Origin of the sequence: Kitasatospora sp. NPDC056181, from assembly GCF_042266225.1 — a bacterium.
Lineage (GTDB): Bacteria > Actinomycetota > Actinomycetes > Streptomycetales > Streptomycetaceae > Kitasatospora.
Map to the genome: position 1 here is coordinate 1 of NZ_JBHJUK010000120.1, position 16,859 is coordinate 16,859.

A 16,859-nucleotide genomic window follows, 5' to 3' on the forward strand; every position below is an offset into this window, starting at 1 on the left:
CGCCCGGGCCGGGCAGCCCGGGGGAGGCCGTCCCACTCGGCGGTCGCGGGATCGGCCGTGACGTGGTGGCCGGCTTGGTCGAGGCGCGCACCGCGGCGCGCCTGAGTGGGAGGACCCACTCACCGGGTGCCGGCCGGCCGGACGGTGTGACCAGCTGACTCCTCCGTGCCAGATCGGCCAGTTCGCGGTCGACGCGGGCCAGCACCTGTGGGTCGGTCGCGCCCTGCTCCCGGGCGATCAGCCGGATGGCCAGCAGGCCGAACTTGAAGGCGTCACCGTGCCGGGTCGCCTTCTCCTCGCCCGGGGGAAGCTGCCATCCTGGCGTCTCGGCCTGGGGCAGCGCGCTCCGGCCGTGGACCCTCATGGCGTCGCAGTCGATGAGGAACGAGGCCGCGCCGGCTCCGTTCGTGAACAGCACGTTCCGCGGGGAGAGGTCGCCGACCGCGATGCCGAGCCCGTGCAGCCGGTCCAGCGTCTCGGCGAGGCCCGCGAGCAGGTTGAGCCGATGGCGTGGGGTGATCTTCAGACCGATCCCGGCCACGTAGTCGTCGCGGTTCAGCAGGAACTCGAAGTTCGCCAGCCTGCGGCCCGAACCGCTCGGGCTGAGCCCCTGGTAGTCGAACGCGAACTCGTCGGGGACCTTCCGCATCAGGAACCCCGTGGCGGCCCCGTGCCTCGTCACCAGCGCGGCGGGCCACGCCGTGCGCTGGAGCAGCCAGCGGGTGTCCTCACCGGCCAGCCCGACCGGCAGGTCCACCATCGCGCGCAGGGCCGCCACGTCCAGCGAGGGCAGCACCTCCGGCAGGTACTCCTTGTAGACGGCCGGCTCCCCGTCGACCGTGCGTCCCTGGACCAGGCGCACGGTGCCATGGCCGCCCTTGCCCAGGCTCGTGCCGAGGGTGAGGTCGTTGAGGTCGACGGTCCGACCGGGGTCCGTCATGCGGGCCGCCCCGCCCCTGCGCCCGGCCAGATCGCGATCAGCGTCCGGTCGTCGTCGAAGGTCTGGCGGGAGAAGTCCAGGACGTGTGCCAGCCAGGCGGCCGAGGGCGGCTCGGCCAGTTCCCGGGCGAAGAGCGCGCCCACCTGACCGTCCCCGTCGCCCAACGGGTCGCCGAAGCCGTCGGTGCCCACCAGCAACACCTGTCCCGCGACGAGCAGGCACCCGCCCAGCTCCGCCGGGTCCGGGCACCGGGGGAGCGGGACCACGGCGTTGGAGACGATGACGGCGTCCGGGTCGTACTTCGGTGCGAAGAGCGGACGGTACGCGGCCCGGTCGAGGTCGAGGACCCACGCCCCGGAGTCGCCGGCCCTGGACAGCCGGACCTCCAGCCCGCCGGGGACCGGCCGTGCCGTCCCGACGACGAGGGTGGTGGCGAGCAATCGTTCCACCTGGGCCGGATCGGGGGCGGGATGTGCTGCCGGCGCGGGAGCGAGGTGCGGCGCGGGGGCGATGCGTGGCTCGGGTACGGCTGCGGGATGTGGTGCGGGCCTCGCTGCGGGTGCGTGGCCGGGTGGGGGTGGGGAGCTTGCCGCGGGTGCGGCGCCGGAGCCCGGGCCGGCGCCGGCCAGGATCGCCGTGGCTCGCACCGTCAGCGCCGCCGCCGCCTGCCGCACCACGGCGGTCCAGTCGAACTCGCCCCGACCGGCGTCCAGTTGCCGGAGTACGGCCCCGATCGCCGCCTCGCAGGCCAGCATGGAGCCGAGCTCGGGGAGGCTCGCCGCCGACACGCCGTCGGCGACGGCGAACACGATCGTCTCCGAAGCGGCGTGGAAGGTCGCGGCGGCGGAGTCCTGGCGGGGCTTGCGGTAGTAGCGGTGGGAGTTGCCGCGGACGGACGCCAGTCGCAGCCGGGCGTGATCCGTCGACCACCCGTCGGACTCGGTGTCCGCCCGGAAGTACCGCCCCACCGGCGGCCGGGGTTCGAAGACCGGACCCGCGCGGTCGACGACGATCGGGGACCACCGGTCCGGATCGGGCCGGGGCCCGTCCGGGAACGGCGTGCGGGTGTTCGGCGCGGTGTGTGCGCCGGGTGCGTAGGGCGGCGGCGGAGGTGTCGTCGGACGGGCGGGGCCGCCCGCTGAGGTGTCCCGCCACGGAGGGGTGATCGGCCGTTCCACGGTCACACCATGTCGATCGCCACGCGCATCAGGTTCGGGTCGGGCTTTTGGATGATCAGCTCCGGCCTGTTGGCCACCAGGGAGTTGCCCGACTGGATGAGGCTCTCCGTCAGCATCTCGAAGAACACCGTGATGGAGCGGCCGACGTCGGCCCCGGGCACGGAGACGAAGGCGAACTCCGGGCGGGTGGCGACCTCCACCATCGTCCGGGCCTCGGCATGGCCCACACCGACCGCGATGATGTTCGGGGCTGCCTTGGTGACGCCCTTGTCGGTGAGCTGCCGATGGGGCGTGCGCCAGGCCTCGCCGTCGGTGGGGGCGCCGTCGCTCAGGAAGAAGACGACCGGGCGGTGCACCAGGTACCCCTCCCGCTTCAGTCGGGCCACGTCGTCGGGGATCCGCCGGAGCAGGTCGTGGAACGCGGACCCGTAGCTGGTCAGGCCCCGGATGACGAACTGGGGCAGGCGCACCTCGTTGCGGACGTCGGTCAGTGCCAGGCGCTCCTCCACGTCGTCCGCGAATCCCACGATCGCCAACCGGACCTTGTCCGCGAGCATCGGCGCGGCCCGGAGCGACTCGTGGAGGGAGACCAGGCCGTCGGTGAGCTCCCGCTCGCAGACCGCCATCGACCCGGACTCGTCGGCCACCACGTAGGCGGGCAGCAGCACACCCTTGACGTCAGCCACCGGTTCTCCTTCGCTTCCTCACCGTGGCGGACCCTGCTGGTTCGGCCGACCGTCCCGGTCCGCACCCCCGTGAGGACGATCGTCGTCAAGCGCTTCGACAGTAGCCGCACCAACGCGGTCGGTCTACGGATTGTGACGGGTGATCTGCCGGAACTCCGGCTTCCGCGTCGGTTGTTGATGATCAGTTAGCTCATGCGTTCGCGTGCGGCGTGTCTGTGCACGGTGTGTCCGCGTATTCGTATGTCCGTGTGCCGGTGCCTCCGTTCGTCCGTGTCTCAGCGTCGCGGTGCCTCGGTTCGTCGATGGGGCTGGGCCTCGGTGCGTGGCCCCCTGCATCACGCCGCCGGCTCACCGGCCTCGCTCCGGGGCCGGGCGTCCTCCTGCGCGGCGCGGACCGCCGCCGCGTGCGGGTCGGTGCGCTGGTCGTAGTGCCAGAGGGCGGGCAGTGCGGCGGCCAGTACCCCGGTGGATGCGAGGCAGGCCAGTCCACCGGTGCGGAGGGCGGCGCGGATGCCGTAACCGGCGGCGAGCCCGCCGGCCCGGATGTCGCCGAGGGCGGGTCCCGCGGAGCCGATCAGCATCTCCAACCCGGCTGCGCGCCCGCGGAGTTCGTCCGGGATCGACTGGTTCCAGATCGCGGTGCGGAAGGTGTCGCCGACCCAGTTGGCGGCGCCTGCGACCGCGAGGCAGGCCAGCACCGCCCAGACGGTCCCATGAGCGCCACCGCGCGCGCCCCCGCAGAAGGCGGCCGCGACCATCGCGGCGCCGACCAGCGCGCCGGAGGCCAGGACGAGCCGGCCGTGCCGGTGCACCCGCTCGGTCCAGCCGCTGGTCGCGGCGGCCAGCAGGGCCCCCGCCGCCGAGGCCGAGTAGAGCAGTCCGAGGGCCCAGAGGGCGTCCAATTCCTGGGCGAGGAAAGGGAACAGCGCCGTGGGCAGGGCGAACACCGTGGCCGCGAGGTCGACGAGGTAGGTGCCGACCAGGTCCGGCCGCCGCCCCGCGTACCGCAGCCCCTCGGCGAACTCGCGCAGCTGCGGGGCCTCGGCGTCGCGCTCCGACGGGACGGGGCGGACGCGGGCGAGCAGGGCGATCGAGACCAGGAAGGTGGCCAGGTCGATCAGGTAGGCGCACGGCACCCCCGCCGTCGCGATGACGACCCCGGCCGCGGCCGGGGCGGCCAGCCCGGCGATGCTCCACCGCAGTGAGAGCAGCGCGCCGGCCGCGACCAGCTGGTCGTGCGGCACCAGGCGCGGGATCATCGCCTCCATCGAGGGCTGCTGGATCCCCTGGAGCGCCGCCGCGCAGCCGGCCGCGGCGTAGAGCGGCCACAGCATCGGTGTGCCGAGCATCGCGTTGACCAGCAGCAACGAGGTCAGTGCGGCCAGCGCGAGCTCGGTCGCGAGGGCGACCGTCCGCCGGTCGGCGCGGTCGGCGAGCACCCCGCCGTACAGCCCCAGCGCGATCGTCGGGAGCAGCTCCACCGCACCGACCGCGCCGACGGCCAAGGGCGAGCCGGTGAGGTCGGCGATCTGTAGGGGGATTGCGGTCATCGTGAAGACCGATCCCAGCAGGGTGACGGTGCCGGAGGTCCAGGTCAGCCGGAAGTCGCGGGACGACCTCCACGGGGCGGTGTTCGGCAGCAGCCGGGACGCGAGGCGGCGGAGGCGGGAGGGGCGTTCGTGGGGGAAACGGTCGTCCTGGGCATTCGTCTGCGTGCTCATCGCGGCATCGGTCCCTTCGTCCTTATCACTGATAAATTCCGGGCACGGAACTTAGCAGCGATAAGGTGGCGGTCCAAGCGATTAACGGCGGAAGCGGCAGGCGCCGAAGGTGCGGTCGTCGCGCCCGAAGTGGCGCACGGCGCACGGCGCATGCGGCGGGCATGGCGGACGTGGCGCACGCCGCGGACGTGGCACAGGTGGACGGGAGGCGGGGGCGGAATGGCACTGCAACGCGAAGAGGTGGTCCGGACCGCCCTGAGCCTGCTCAACGAGGTCGGCATCGACGGGCTCACCACACGCCGCCTCGCGCGCGAACTCGGCGTCCAGTCACCGGCGTTGTACTGGCACTTCAAGAACAAGCGGGAGCTGCTCGACCTCATGGCGGAGGCCATGCTGGCCGACGCCCTGCCACCCGACCGCGCGCCGGCGCCGGAGGACTGGCCGCGCTGGCTCGCCGAGGACGCCCGCGCCAAGCGGCGCGCCCTCCTCGCCTACCGGGACGGCGCCCGCGTGCACGCGGGAACCCTGCCCACGGCGGACGAACTGCCAGCGGTGGAAGCACAGTTGAGCGCACTCTGTCAGGCCGGGCTGCGCCCGCGAACGGCCCTGCGGCTGCTACTCACGATCGACCGGTACGTCATGGGCTGGGTCACCGAGGAACAGGCCTGGCGTCAGGACGCCGAAGAACGCGCCCAACCGGCTTTCCCGGACGAGGCGTTGAGTGAACTGCCGCTGCTGCGGGAGGCCGCCGACACCCTGCGGATGACCGACCACGACGCCGACTTCGAGTACGGGCTGAGCGTGCTGATCGAGGGCTTCCGCTGCGCAATTGCCGCAGAGGAGGCGGCCGGCAAGGGCCCGACCGGCAGCGGCCCTACCGGCAAGGGCCCGACCAGCAAGGGCTCGACCGGCTCGGGCGGGTGTGAGGCGTGACCGGGTTCGACGGTCCGCGGATCCGCTAGCGTGAACGGCCATGCGAACCCTTGACCCCTCCCGGACCGCACTCGTCCTGGTCGACCTGATGGACCGGATCGTCGCCGCCCCCCTGGCCCCGCGCCCGGGCGCCGACGCGCTCGCCGTCTCGTTGGACCTCGCCGCCGCCTTCCGGAGGGCCGGCGCTCCCGTGGTGGCCGTCCGGGTCGAGCGCCCGAACGTCACCGAGCAGCCGCCCGGCAGTGAGCTGGCCGTCGAGGTCGCGGCGGCCGCCGACGCCGTCGTGGTCAAGCGCACCATCGGCGGCTTCCAGGGCACCGGGCTGCACGAACTGCTCCAGGCGCGCGGCGTGGACACGCTGGTGTTCGGGGGTATCGCGACCAACCTCGGCGTCGAGTCGACCGCCCGGGCGGCCGCCGACCTCGGATACGAGCTGGTGTTCGTCGAGGAGGCCATGACCGCCCTGACGGAGGCGGAGCACCGGGCGGCCGTCGACCTGAACCTGCCGCGGTTCGGCGAGGTGGCCGGGCGCGCGGACGTCCGTCTCGGCTGACCCGGGGCCGTCCCGCACCCTGGCCGGCCCGGGTGCGGCGCCGCCCGGCGACCGCCGAGGGCCTGCCGGGGTGTGCGCGGCCGCCTCGGTTCAGGTCCTCGGCGGCAGGGATTCGAGCGCCTCGCGCAGCCGGCCGTCGGAGGCGGCGAGCAGCCGGGCGGCGGTCGGCGCGTCCACCCCGGCGAGGATCACCAGCACCGCGTTCTTCGCCCGGCCGCCGGTCGCCGACAGTGCGGCCCGGACAGTGGCCTCGTCGGCGCCGGTGGCCTGCGCGACGATGCGGTGCGCCCGGCCGCGCAGCTTCTCGTTCCCGACGCGTACGTCGACCATCAGATTTCCGTACGTCTTGCCGAGCCGGACCATGACGGCGGTCGAGAGCAGGTTCAGCACCAGCTTCTGCGCGGTGCCCGCCTTGAGCCGGGTGGAGCCCGCCACCACCTCGGGCCCGACCTCGGTCTCGACGCCCAGCTCGGCGGCCGCCACCAGGGCGGATCCCCGGGTGCAGGCCAGTCCCACGGTCAGCGCCCCGGCCGCGCGGGCCTGTCGAACGGCCGCGACCGTGTAGGGCGTCCGGCCCGAGGCGGAGACGCCCACGACGGTGTCGGCCGGCGTCAGGGCCAGCGCGGCGAGGTCGGCGACGGCGAGGTCGGCGCGGTCCTCGGCGCCCTCGACGGCGCTCAGCAGGGCGGGCTGCCCGCCCGCGATCAGGCCGACGACCTGACCCGGTGCGGTCCCGAAGGTCGGCGGGCACTCGCTCGCGTCCAGCACCCCGAGCCGTCCGGCCGTGCCCGCGCCGACGTACACCAGCCGGCCGCCGCGGCCCATCCGGGCGGCGACCGCGTCGACCACGGCCGCGATGGCGGGCAGCTGGCCGGCGACCGTCGCGGCGACGGTGCGGTCCTCGGCGTTCATCAGCCGGAGCAGGTCGAGCGTCGCCATCCGGTCGATCCCGGCCCACTCGGGGCGGACCGCCTCCGTCGCCGGTCCGGGTGCGGCCCCGGGCGCGGGCGCTGCCCCGGGCGGGTCCGTCGGACCGGCGTGTGGTCCGGGTGCTGGGCCCGCTGCCGGGTCGGCAGGTGCCCACGGTGCGGGTGCGGGTGCGGGTGCGGGTGCGGGTGCGGGCGCGGGTGTTGGTGCGGGTGTGGGCGTGGGCGTGGGCGTGGGCTCGGGTGGAGCGTTCTCCATGGGGGCACCCTCCCCGCGCATGGGCGGCGCCAACCCGGGCAGGTGCCGGGGGAGGGAGGTGCGTCGTGGACCGGGACCGGATCGTCGCAGCCCTGCTGGAGCGGTACGGCCGCACCTACGCCGAGGAGGCCGGTATCGCCCTGCGCGACACCCCGGCACCCCTCTACCAACTGCTCGTGCTCACCGTGCTCTGCTCGGTCCGGATCGGCGCCGCCACCGCCGTGGCCGCCGCCCGGGAACTGTTTGCGGCAGGCCTCCGGACACCGCGCGCGATGGCGGCGGCGAGCTGGCAGTCCCGGGTGGACGCCCTCGGGCGCGCCCACTACGTCCGTTACGACGAGAGCACCGCGACCGCCCTCGGCCGGGGCGCCGACCTCCTGCTCGACCGCTGGCACGGCGACCTCCGGAGGCTGCGGACCGAGGCGGGCGGCAAGTCGGGGAAGGTCGAGGAGCTGCTTCGGGAGTTCCCGCGGATCGGGCCGGTCGGCGCCGGGATCTTCTGTCGCGAGGCCCAGGCCGTCTGGCCGGAGCTGCGGCCCTTCTTCGACGGCCGCGCCCGCGCCGTGGCCGCCGATCTCGGCCTTCCCCGCACCGCGGCGCGCCTCGCGGAGCTGGTCCCGCCCGAGGACCTGGGCCGCCTGGCCGCTGCGCTGACCCGGCTCACCCTGGCGCACGGCGAGCCGAGCGAGCTGCTGTCGGCCGCTTCGGACGGGACGGGGGACGAGCAGCCCGCACGTACGCGGGCGACCCAGGCGGCCCGGGCTCCGTCCGGAGGATCGTGACGTCGCCGGTCGGAAACCGCTCGCACATGACAGCTGTGGCCGGCCCTGACCGTGGGCGGGGTCGGGGGAACCGGGAGGCCGGGGCCACCCGGTCCTGACAGCTGTGGCCGGCGCTGACCGTGGGCGGGGTCGGGGGAACCGGGAGGCCGGGGCCACCCGGTCCGCCCTACCGCCCGGCGGCGTGGTGGAGGATGCGGTCGGTCACCAGGCCCGGTTGGTCGGTCGGCAGCGAGTGGCCGGCGTCGGGCACGATCTCCACCCGGGCCGAGGGCACCAGCCTGCCGATGCGGTCGGCGACCTCGCGCGAGTCGTGGATGGCGCTGCGCGCCCCGAGCAGGAACAGCGCGGGGGCGTGCAGACGGCGCAGTTCCTCGTCGGGGAAGACCGGGGGTGCCGGGAGCGCGCGGCGGAATCCCATCGATGCGCGCATCAGACTCATCAGTTCGGCCTCCAGAATGGCGCTGTTGCCCACCAGACGGGCCAGCCGGGGGCGGGCCCGGCGGGGCGCGGCCGAGGCGAGTCCGCCGGCGATCAGCCAGGTGTAGAACCGGGGTCCGAGGTCGGCGAACCCCGCGGGATCCACCAGCGTGAGGGAGGCGGTGCGGCCCGGGTGGTGGATCTGGTGGTTGAGCGCCAGCCAGCCGCCGTAGGAGCAGCCGACGACATGGGCGGCCGGCACCTCCAGTGCGGCCAGGAGCTCGTCCAGCCAGGCGGCGCCGTCCTGGCCGTCGCGGATCGGGGTGGTCTGCACGCTCGCGCCGGGCTCGCCGATCGTGTCGACGGCGATGACCGGATGGTGCCGGGCCAGCTCGTCGACGTACCGGTGCCACATCAGCGCGTTTCCGCCCGAGCCGGGCAGCAGCACTATCGGCTCACCGCTCGGCAGGCCGGTCCGGTAGGCGCGAGTGGTCCCGAACGCGGTCGGGAGGTCGAGCGCCGTCCGCTGCCCGGGCCACAGTTCCGCAAGCGTGCGCTCGTAGGCGGTGCGGAACCGGTCGCCGGCCTGATCGTTCTTGAACTGGCTGATTCGCATGATACATGTGTATCACAGCATGATACGGGTGTACCACGAGAGGGAGATCCATGAGCGTGCTGGTCGATCACGAGGAACGTCGACGACAGATCGCCGAGGCGCTGCTGCGCATTGCCGACACCCAGGGACTGCAGTCGGCCAGCATGCGGGCGGTCGCCGCCGAGGCCGGCGTCTCCCTGCGCCTCGTGCAGTACTACTTCACGACCAAGGAAGGGCTGCTGCTGGACGCCTTGGCCAGGCTCGGCACCCAGCTCCAGGCCCGCATGGAGCAGTGGATCAGTGCGGCGGGCTCCCCGCCCACGCCGCGCGGCGTCGTGACGGCGATCCTGTCGTGCATCCTGCCGACCGATCCGGAAAGCCGTCGGATCACCAGGACCTACGCCGCCTACTACACGCTGGTGCTCAGCGACCCCGAGGTGCTGGAGAAGCACGGCGCGCGACAGCCGGAGGTGCTGGAGGGCTTCCTCGCGAAGCAGCTCCGCGCGGCCCAGCAGGCCGGGGAGATCGCTTCCGGTAAGGATCCCGAGATGACCGCGGCCGGCCTTCTGGCCATGGTCAACGGCCTCGGCTCAAGCGTGTTGGGGGGTCAGCGCACCGGGGAGGCCGCGCTGGCGGTCCTCACCCATCACCTGGACGAGCTGTTCATCTCGCCGTGAGGGGCGGAGATGACCGGTGCCGGCGCCTTCGCGATCACGGGTCCAGGGGTCGGGTCGGACGATGAACAACCGGACCGCCTGCGTCGCCCCACTCCGGCCTCGACTGCGGCTCCGGCCACGGCCCTCGCCGTGTGGATAGATCAAGTATCCCAGCATCCGAACGCGGCTGTCACCGTCCTCCGGCAGGAGATTTTGCCGCGATTTGCACACTTAGGGTTGCGGACGACCAGCGAAAACCTCGATCTGACGCGGAGTGGGAATGACATCCGAACTTGCCGAACTGGCCGGGGAGCTCACCGCCATGGCTGTGGCGGACCATCAGGCCGCGCACCAGGCGAACAGCAGTGACCCGGCGGAGCAGCTGGCGTGGCGTCGCTTGACCGCGCAGCACGCCGATCGTCTCAACACGATCATGGACGCGTACGGTTGGCCCACCGCGGAACTGGTCGGTGAGGACGCGGCCCGGGCCGCCTGGCTGATCGCGCAGCACGCCGACCGGCAGCTCGACGTCCAGCGGCGTGCGCTGCGGCTGATGGAGCAGGCGGTGGCCGACGGCCTCGCCGTCCCGCGCGATCTGGCCTTCCTGCGCGACCGCACCCTCGTGAACGAAGGGCGGAAGCAGGTCTACGGCACGCAGATCGCCGGAGTGGAGGACGGGTCGCCGATCCCGTGGCCCTGCGAGGATCCCGAGCACATGGACGAGCGCCGTGCAGAAGTCGGCATCCCGCCGTTCGACGAGTACGTCGCTCAGTTCTCGCAGTTCCCGGCGGCCTGACCCGTCCCTGGTATCCGGATGATCACCCCCGCGAGGGCCGGTCCGCCGGACGGATCCCGGCGATCCGGTCCCCTCGGGCGAGTCGGGATGCTGCGGTGTTCCGGGAAGCTCAAGGGCACCCCGCAGGCCGGGGCACCCTGCGGGGCGGGGCGATGCGCAGGCCGGGGTGCCCTGCGGGGCGGGTGCTCCGCGCGCCGAGGTGCTTACGCCATCCAGAAGAAGACCGCCGTCATCCGCCGCTCCTCCAGTTCGGTGCCGTAGTACGTGGTGGCGCTGTGGATCAGGTTGGCGTGGTAGAGCAGCAGTTGGTTGTAGCGGTTGGGGACGCGGACGTCCTCGGTGAACGCGTCGCCGGGGACGTGCCGGGTGCCGAGTGCCTCCACCAGGTTGTTGTGCGGCGCGTTGACCAGGTTGCCACCGAGTCGGCCGCCCGGGAACTGCTGGCGGTAGAAGCTGGTTCCGGCCTCCTTGGGTGCGTTGGGGCTGAGGTAGAGGACGGCGGCGTAGCGGCAGAGCGCCCGGGAGTCGGTGTGCGGGCGGGAGGTCGACTCCCCGGCGCCGACGACCTGGACGCAGTTGTGGTTGAGCGTCCCGCCGCCGGGCGTGCTCTGCACCCAGAGCCGGGAGGCGCCGGTCGCCTTGCGGACCAGCGCCTCCACCCGGGCCAGCTCGTCCGGCTCCAGCCCGGGCATGGTGCGCAGCCCGGGCCAGGCCTCGGGTCGGTAGGGGTAGCCCTCGGTCCACTCGCCGCGGGCCAGTACGCGCTCGCGGACGGCGTCGGGATCGGGTAGGACGTCGTTGATCACCCAGTAGTCCCGGCCGGGCGTGGGTTTGCGGTAGGGCAGGACCGGAAGAGCGGCTCGCCTGATGGGCTGTGAGGGCATGCGCCGACCATAGGGTCGGTGCTCCCCAACAATCTGCCGTGAGCAGGTCAACCTTTCGTCAAGCGACGCGCCCGTGGCGCGGCCGGTCGTCGCTGCTCAGGCCACTGGTCGGACCGCGTATCCGCCCAGTGCGCCCTCCAGCTGGTCGAAGGCGCGGACCGCGGCCGGACGGATGGCTTCGGCTGTCGACCCGTGCCCCTCCCCGGCCAGCGTGCGGCGGAACACCTCGGCGAAGAGCGTCCGGTGGATCGCGGCGAGCAGGCCGGCGGCGAGCCGGGCGGTGAGGTCGGCGGGCGGGGAGTCGGTGGCTTCGGCGAGGGCGGCGCCGAGGGCGTCCTCGCTCTGCTCGTGGATCTCGCGAAGCCTCGCGACCAGGGCGGGGCTCTCGGTGACGGTGCGGGCGAAGGCGGGGCCGGAGAACCCGAGCGCGGCATCGTGGCGGTCGATCGCGGCCAGGCACTCCCGGCGCAGCGCGGCCAGCGCGGACTCGCCCGGCGCGCGCCCGGCGACCGTCCGGGCGAGCCCGGCGACGATCTCCTCGTGCAGGTCGAGGACCAGGTCCTCCTTGCGCGGGAAGTGGTTGGTGACGGTCATCTTGGCGACGCCGGCGGCCACCGCGACCTCGGCGATCGTCGTCCGGTCGAAGCCCCGCTCGATGAACAGCCGGGTCGCGGCGTACGAGATCGCCTCGCGGGTGCGGCGCTTGTTGAGCTCGCGCAGGTTGGGGGTGCCGTCGGTCATGGGTGTGAGCCTAGCGCAGGTTCGCTGGGTCGGACACAGGAAATAGGCTTGACCCAATCAGTGGGTCGGACCTAAGTTCTTCATTGGCGGCCGGAGCGGTCGCCGGACGGACGACTCCGGGGAGGGGCCATGGCCGGATCGGCCGCCAGCACGCGCACTTCGGGATCACCGGGTCCGTCCGGCACTTCGGGTCGGTCCCGCCCGTCCCGGCGGTCGGGCTCCTCCCGCCCGTCGGACTCCTCCCGCAGGCCGTCGGCGGGGAGCGGCCGCGAGCCGTTGCCACCCGGGCTGCTCAGGACGGGCGCCGTGCTCGCGCTGGGCCCGGTGCTGGCCCTGCTCGACACCACGATCGTGAACGTCGGGATCGACTCCGTCGCCCGAGATCTGCACAGTTCGATGGCGGCCGTGCAGTGGGTGTCCACCGGCTACCTGCTGGCCATGTCGCTCGCCGTGCCGCTCTCCGGCTGGGCCGCGGGGCGGTTCGGCGCCCGCCGGACGTGGCTGGTCTCGGTCGCGCTCTTCGTCGCGGGCTCCGCCCTCTGCGGCCTGGCCTGGTCGACGGGCGCCTGATCGCCTTCCGGGTCCTGCAGGGGATCGGCGGCGGCCTGATCCAGCCGCTCGGGCAGACGATCATGGTTCAGGCGGCCGGCCCGTCCCGGATCGGCCGGGTGATGGGCATGCTGATGTTCCCGATAAGCCTCGCGCCGGTCCTCGGCGACCTCGTCCTGGAGCACCTGGCCTGGCGGTGGATGTTCCTGCTGAACGTCCCGGTCGGTCTGGCCACCCTGCTGCTCGCCGCCCGCCTGGTCCCCACCGACGGGCGGCGCGCGGAGCCGCGCCCCCGGCTGGACGTCACCGGGCTTGCCCTGCTCTCACCGGGCCTGACAGCGCTGGTCTACGGGCTCGCCACGATCGGTGGCGCCGCGGGGGCGGGCAGCGGCGCGGCCGTGACGCTCGGCTGCGCGCTGCTGCTCGGGTACGGCGTGCACGCGCTGCGCACCCCGGTCGAGGGCCGCCCGCCGCTGATCGACCTTCGGTTGTTCGCCCGGCGCGGCTTCGCGGTGGCCACCGCCAACTCCTTCCTCCAGGGCGCCGCGCTCTACAGCTCGATGTTCCTGGTGCCGCTCTACTACCAACAGGTCGAGCAACGCGGAGCCGTCGAGGCCGGGTTGTTGCTGGCTCCGCAGGCGCTCGGCACGGCGGTGACCTCACTGCTGGCCGCCCGGATCGCCGACCGGATGGCCCCGCGTCCGCTGATCCTGATCGGCATCGCCTGCTCGCTGCTCGGCACGCTGGCCTTCACCCGGCTCGGCGCCGGCACCGGTCCCGCGGACGGCCTGTTGGCCGCTTCGCTGGCACTGCGCGGAGCCGGCATGGGCATCATCGTCATCCCCGGGATGGCGGCGGTGTACGGGAGTGTGGCGCGGGTGCAGGTCCCGGCGGCCGCGGGGGCGGTGAACGTGCTCAACCGGGTGGGCGGCGCGCTCGGTACCGCGGTCCTCACGCTGGTCCTCCAGAGCTCGCTGGCCGGTCACCCGGGGCACCCGGCCGTCGCCTTCGGATCCACCTTCTGGTGGGTGCTCGGCCTCTCCGCCCTCGCGATCGCGCCCGCCCTGCTCTACCCGGCCGGCCGCAAACGCCCCTGACCGGCCGCCGCCGGCGACTTCCGCCGACGACCTCCACCGACGACTTCCCGGACCGACCGGTAGCCGATTCACGCCGGCGGCCGACTCACGCCGATGGCCGACTCGAACCGGCCGCCGACGCACTGACCGTCCAGTTTCGAGAGAGGAACCATCCGTGTTCACCAAGCACCCCGGACTTCGCCTGCTCGCCGTCCACGCCCACCCCGACGACGAATCGAGCAAGGGCGCGGCCACCCTTGCCCGGTACGCAGCCGAGGGCGTGGAGGTCATGGTCGCGACCTGTACCGGCGGCGAGCGCGGATCCGTCCTCAACCCGGCGCTCGACCGTCCCGAGGTCCGCGCCGATCTCGCCCGGGTCCGGCGTGAGGAGATGGCGGCCGCCCGCGGGATCCTCGGGGTCGACCAGCGGTTCCTGGGATTCACGGATTCCGGCCTGCCCGGCTCGGACGAGCCGCTGCCCGACGGCTGCTTCGCCCGCCAGCCGGTCGAGACCGCCGCGGCGCCACTGGTCGCCCTGATCCGCGAGTTCCGCCCGCATGTCGTCATCACCTACGACGAGACCGGCGGCTACCCGCACCCCGATCATGTGATGACCCACCAGGTCACCGTCGAGGCCTTTGAGGCGGCCGGCGACGCGCACCGCTACCCGGAGGAGGGGGAGCCCTGGCAGCCGTCCAAGCTCTACTACCAGCTGGCGCTCTCCAGGGCCTGGTTCCAGACCCTGCACGACGCGATGACGGCGCACGGCGTCGACTCGGCCATGGGAGGGCTGCTCGGGGACTGGCCGGACACCCCGCCCGCGCTCGCCACCACCACACGGATCCGGTGCGCCGAGTGGTTCGCGGTCCGGGACGCCGCACTGCTGGCGCACGCCACCCAGGTCGAGCCGGGTGCCGGGTTCATGGCACACCCGCGCGACATCGAGCGCGAGGCCTGGCCGACCGAGGACTACCACCTCGCCCGGAGCCGGGTACGGACGGCGCTCCCCGAGGCCGACCTGTTCGCCGGCCTGCGCCCCGGGGAGTCGGGCGGATGAGGCGTCTCAGCAGGACGGTCCGTGGCGGTCACTCGAGCCGCCCGGACCGCCCAAGCAGCCCGGACTGCCTGAACCGCCCGGGCGGCCCGGACCGTCCGAACCGCCCGAGCCGGCCGGTTCCGCCGGTCCCGCCGGTAGGGTCCGGCCGAGCGGTCTCGACGGCTCCCGCTGCTTGGTCAGCACTGGCCGTCGGCGAGGACGAAGTAGCCGGGGCCGGTCTGCTTCAGGGTGTAGGTGGTGAAGGTGTTCCAGAGCCCCATGGCCTGGCCGGATCCGAGGGCGTAGGTGAGACCACCGCTCTGCGTCGCGCGTCCCGCCTTCACTTGGTTGTAGTTGTTGTCCGTGAAGCACTGCGGTGCGCTGCCGCCGGTGCTCGCCGTCACCGCGACCGAGCGGGCGCCCTCGGTGCCCGCAGCGTCGACGGCGGCCACGGTGTAGGTGTACGTCGTCCCGGCGCTCAGCCCGGTGTCGGTGAACGAGGCCGTGCTCGGGCCCGCCACCCGGACGCCGTCCCGGTACACCGCGTACGAGGCGGCGCCGGTGACGGCCTGCCAGGTGAGGGCCACGGCGTCCGGGCCGGTGCCGGTCGCGTTGAGCCCGGTGGGCGCGGGCAGCGACGGCGTGGTGGAGCCGCCGCCGTCCAGGCCCCAGAACTGCGCGGTGTAGTAGCTGGAGCAGATCGTGTTGAGGAAGTAGCTGCCGGTGGCCCCGCACTGGTCGGTGCCAGACCCCGGGCTGACCGCGAGACCGTGGCCCATCCCCGCGACCGAGTAGAGCGCCACGGCGGCCCGGCCGTTCGCGTCGTTGTAGACGGACTGGGTGGTGCTGCCGGGAAGGCTCCGGGTGGCGGACGCGTTCTGTCCGATCCCCCACACGTCCGTCCACTGGTCCCGCAGCTCGGTGGCGTTCACCGGCTTCACGGTCGTGTCGGCGCTGCCCTGCCAGATCGCGACGCGCGGCCACGGCCCGGCGTAACCCGGGTACGCCCGGCGGACCTTGTCACCCCACTGGGCCGGGGTGAGCCGCTGGTCGGTGTTCTGGCAGCCGGACGCGGCGCTCTGGGTGGTGGCGCAGTGGGCGGGCAGACCGGAGTCGATGGCGCCGCCGGCGAACACGTCCGGGTAGTCGGCCAGGAGGTCGGCCGCCATGCCGCCGCCCGCCGAGAGACCGGTGACGAACACCCGGTGGCCGTCCGAGCCGTACAGCGACCGGGCCTTGGCGACCATCTTGACCACCGACTCGGCCTCGCCCGAGCCCCGGCCGTCCTTGCTCGCGTCGAACCAACTGAAGCAGGAGAGGCTGTTGTTGGCGGAGCCGGTCTGCGGGAACACCACCGCAAAGCCGTAGAGGTCGGCGAACTTCGTCCAACCGGAGTTCCGGTAGTAGTCGTTGGCGGTCTGCACACAGCCGTGCAGTGCGACCACCAGCGGCGCCCCGGTCGGCAGACCGGCGGGAGTGTACGCGTACATCGCCAGGTTGCCCGGGTTGGCGCCGAAGCCGGTGACCTGCTGGTACGTTCCGCCGGGGGCGGCGTCGGCCGCGGTTGCAGCGGGGCCTGCGGTGGCGGGCGAGGCGGTGGCCGCGAGCGCGCCCGCCGCCAGCACCGCGGCGGCCGCGCAGCGCGCGAGCCGCCCGCCGCGCCGGGGTGGTAGGGCGCTGGAAGCCGCGGGAGGGGTGGGCGCACCGGTGGTCGACAGCACAGTCACGGGGGACTCCAGGGTGGGGGAGGAGTTCGGGCGGGACGTCGTGCAGCGTGGCGCGTCCGTCGGCGGGGCGGTATGTAACGGGCCTCCGACCTCGGGCGGCCCGTCATGGCCGGGGCCGCCATGGCGCGGTCGTGGCCTTGGGGCCTGGTGTCCTGTCGCATCGGGGTCCGGTTGCTGGGCCCCCGGCCTGCCGAGGAGTCGTGCCCGGCCTGCAGAGCCACTCGGCCCCGGCCCCGCCACGTGACGGGCCGAGAGTCACCGGCTCCGGCCACCGGCCACAGGCCCGGCCAAACGCCCGGCCGCAGCCCCGGCTCCGACCCCGGCCCGGTCACGTGACGGGCAGGGCTCGGTCAGGTGACGCACCGGGCCCCGGCCGCCGCAGCGGCCGGGGCCCGGAGGGTAAC

The 16,859-nt window shown here is 73.7% G+C and carries 17 protein-coding genes; 8 read left to right on the forward strand and 9 right to left on the reverse strand.

The window, feature by feature from the left end; genetic code table 11:
- The 4 genes from ACFC1F_RS32885 to ACFC1F_RS32900 all read right to left on the reverse strand — a co-directional run.
- A partial coding sequence (locus tag ACFC1F_RS32885; protein ID WP_376163845.1) for a hypothetical protein occupies positions 1 to 940 on the reverse strand: 940 nt, incomplete at its 3' end.
- Positions 937 to 2,118 carry a protein phosphatase 2C domain-containing protein gene (locus ACFC1F_RS32890; RefSeq protein ID WP_376163847.1) on the reverse strand — a complete coding sequence of 394 codons (1,182 nt, stop codon included), beginning with the start codon at positions 2,116 to 2,118 and terminating at the stop codon, positions 937 to 939. The genes ACFC1F_RS32885 and ACFC1F_RS32890, both read right to left, overlap by 4 nt.
- 2 nt (positions 2,119 to 2,120) lie before the next feature.
- Positions 2,121 to 2,804, reverse strand: coding sequence for a VWA domain-containing protein (locus ACFC1F_RS32895; RefSeq protein WP_209412154.1), 684 nt, complete (start codon positions 2,802 to 2,804; stop codon positions 2,121 to 2,123).
- A gap of 335 nt (positions 2,805 to 3,139) precedes the next feature.
- A complete protein-coding gene (locus ACFC1F_RS32900) occupies positions 3,140 to 4,525 on the reverse strand; it encodes an MFS transporter (protein ID WP_376163849.1) in 1,386 nt (461 codons plus the stop codon).
- Between the two features lie 219 nt (positions 4,526 to 4,744).
- Here ACFC1F_RS32900 and ACFC1F_RS32905 point away from each other — a divergent pair, with 219 nt between their 5' ends.
- Both ACFC1F_RS32905 and ACFC1F_RS32910 read left to right on the forward strand, forming a co-directional pair.
- Positions 4,745 to 5,458 (forward strand): TetR/AcrR family transcriptional regulator C-terminal domain-containing protein, encoded by a 714-nt coding sequence (locus tag ACFC1F_RS32905; protein WP_376163851.1) that lies wholly within the window; start codon positions 4,745 to 4,747, stop codon positions 5,456 to 5,458.
- A gap of 40 nt (positions 5,459 to 5,498) precedes the next feature.
- A complete protein-coding gene (locus ACFC1F_RS32910) occupies positions 5,499 to 6,011 on the forward strand; it encodes an isochorismatase family protein (protein WP_376163853.1) in 513 nt (170 codons plus the stop codon).
- A 90-nt stretch (positions 6,012 to 6,101) separates the two neighbouring features.
- Here ACFC1F_RS32910 and murQ read toward each other — a convergent pair whose 3' ends face one another.
- Positions 6,102 to 6,950 carry an N-acetylmuramic acid 6-phosphate etherase gene (murQ, locus tag ACFC1F_RS32915; protein ID WP_376163855.1) on the reverse strand — a complete coding sequence of 283 codons (849 nt, stop codon included), beginning with the start codon at positions 6,948 to 6,950 and terminating at the stop codon, positions 6,102 to 6,104.
- Positions 6,951 to 7,261: 311 nt separating this feature from the next.
- Here murQ and ACFC1F_RS32920 point away from each other — a divergent pair, with 311 nt between their 5' ends.
- Complete coding sequence (locus ACFC1F_RS32920) at positions 7,262 to 7,978, forward strand: endonuclease (protein WP_376163857.1); 717 nt, start codon at positions 7,262 to 7,264, stop codon at positions 7,976 to 7,978.
- Between the two features lie 166 nt (positions 7,979 to 8,144).
- On the opposite strand, the gene ACFC1F_RS32925 is transcribed toward ACFC1F_RS32920, so the two are convergent.
- Positions 8,145 to 9,011: an alpha/beta fold hydrolase gene (locus tag ACFC1F_RS32925; protein WP_376163859.1), complete on the reverse strand. Its 867-nt coding sequence runs from the start codon at positions 9,009 to 9,011 to the stop codon at positions 8,145 to 8,147.
- Positions 9,012 to 9,067: 56 nt separating this feature from the next.
- On the opposite strand from ACFC1F_RS32925, the gene ACFC1F_RS32930 reads away from it, so the two are divergent.
- Both ACFC1F_RS32930 and ACFC1F_RS32935 read left to right on the forward strand, forming a co-directional pair.
- Complete coding sequence (locus ACFC1F_RS32930; protein WP_209412367.1) at positions 9,068 to 9,667, forward strand: TetR/AcrR family transcriptional regulator; 600 nt, start codon at positions 9,068 to 9,070, stop codon at positions 9,665 to 9,667.
- A gap of 259 nt (positions 9,668 to 9,926) precedes the next feature.
- Positions 9,927 to 10,442: a DUF6624 domain-containing protein gene (locus tag ACFC1F_RS32935; protein ID WP_376163861.1), complete on the forward strand. Its 516-nt coding sequence runs from the start codon at positions 9,927 to 9,929 to the stop codon at positions 10,440 to 10,442.
- Positions 10,443 to 10,645: 203 nt separating this feature from the next.
- Here the strand turns inward: ACFC1F_RS32935 and ACFC1F_RS32940 are convergent, their stop codons facing one another.
- A complete protein-coding gene (locus tag ACFC1F_RS32940) occupies positions 10,646 to 11,326 on the reverse strand; it encodes a DUF6445 family protein (protein ID WP_376163863.1) in 681 nt (226 codons plus the stop codon).
- Between the two features lie 96 nt (positions 11,327 to 11,422).
- Positions 11,423 to 12,067 carry a TetR/AcrR family transcriptional regulator gene (locus ACFC1F_RS32945; RefSeq protein ID WP_376163865.1) on the reverse strand — a complete coding sequence of 215 codons (645 nt, stop codon included), beginning with the start codon at positions 12,065 to 12,067 and terminating at the stop codon, positions 11,423 to 11,425.
- A 306-nt stretch (positions 12,068 to 12,373) separates the two neighbouring features.
- Here ACFC1F_RS32945 and ACFC1F_RS32950 point away from each other — a divergent pair, with 306 nt between their 5' ends.
- The 3 genes from ACFC1F_RS32950 (at position 12,374) to mca (ending at position 14,749) form a co-directional block, all read left to right on the forward strand.
- The gene (locus ACFC1F_RS32950) at positions 12,374 to 12,637 is read left to right on the forward strand and encodes an MFS transporter (protein WP_376163867.1); all 264 of its coding nucleotides are present in this window, start codon (positions 12,374 to 12,376) and stop codon (positions 12,635 to 12,637) included.
- Positions 12,565 to 13,713, forward strand: coding sequence for an MFS transporter (locus ACFC1F_RS32955; RefSeq protein ID WP_376163868.1), 1,149 nt, complete (start codon positions 12,565 to 12,567; stop codon positions 13,711 to 13,713). Before ACFC1F_RS32950 ends, ACFC1F_RS32955 begins: the two co-directional genes overlap by 73 nt.
- A 154-nt stretch (positions 13,714 to 13,867) precedes the next feature.
- Positions 13,868 to 14,749: a mycothiol conjugate amidase Mca gene (mca, locus tag ACFC1F_RS32960; RefSeq protein WP_376163870.1), complete on the forward strand. Its 882-nt coding sequence runs from the start codon at positions 13,868 to 13,870 to the stop codon at positions 14,747 to 14,749.
- Positions 14,750 to 14,925: 176 nt separating this feature from the next.
- Here mca and ACFC1F_RS32965 read toward each other — a convergent pair whose 3' ends face one another.
- A complete protein-coding gene (locus ACFC1F_RS32965; protein ID WP_376163887.1) occupies positions 14,926 to 16,218 on the reverse strand; it encodes a PHB depolymerase family esterase in 1,293 nt (430 codons plus the stop codon).
- Between the last annotated feature and the right edge of the window lie 641 nt (positions 16,219 to 16,859).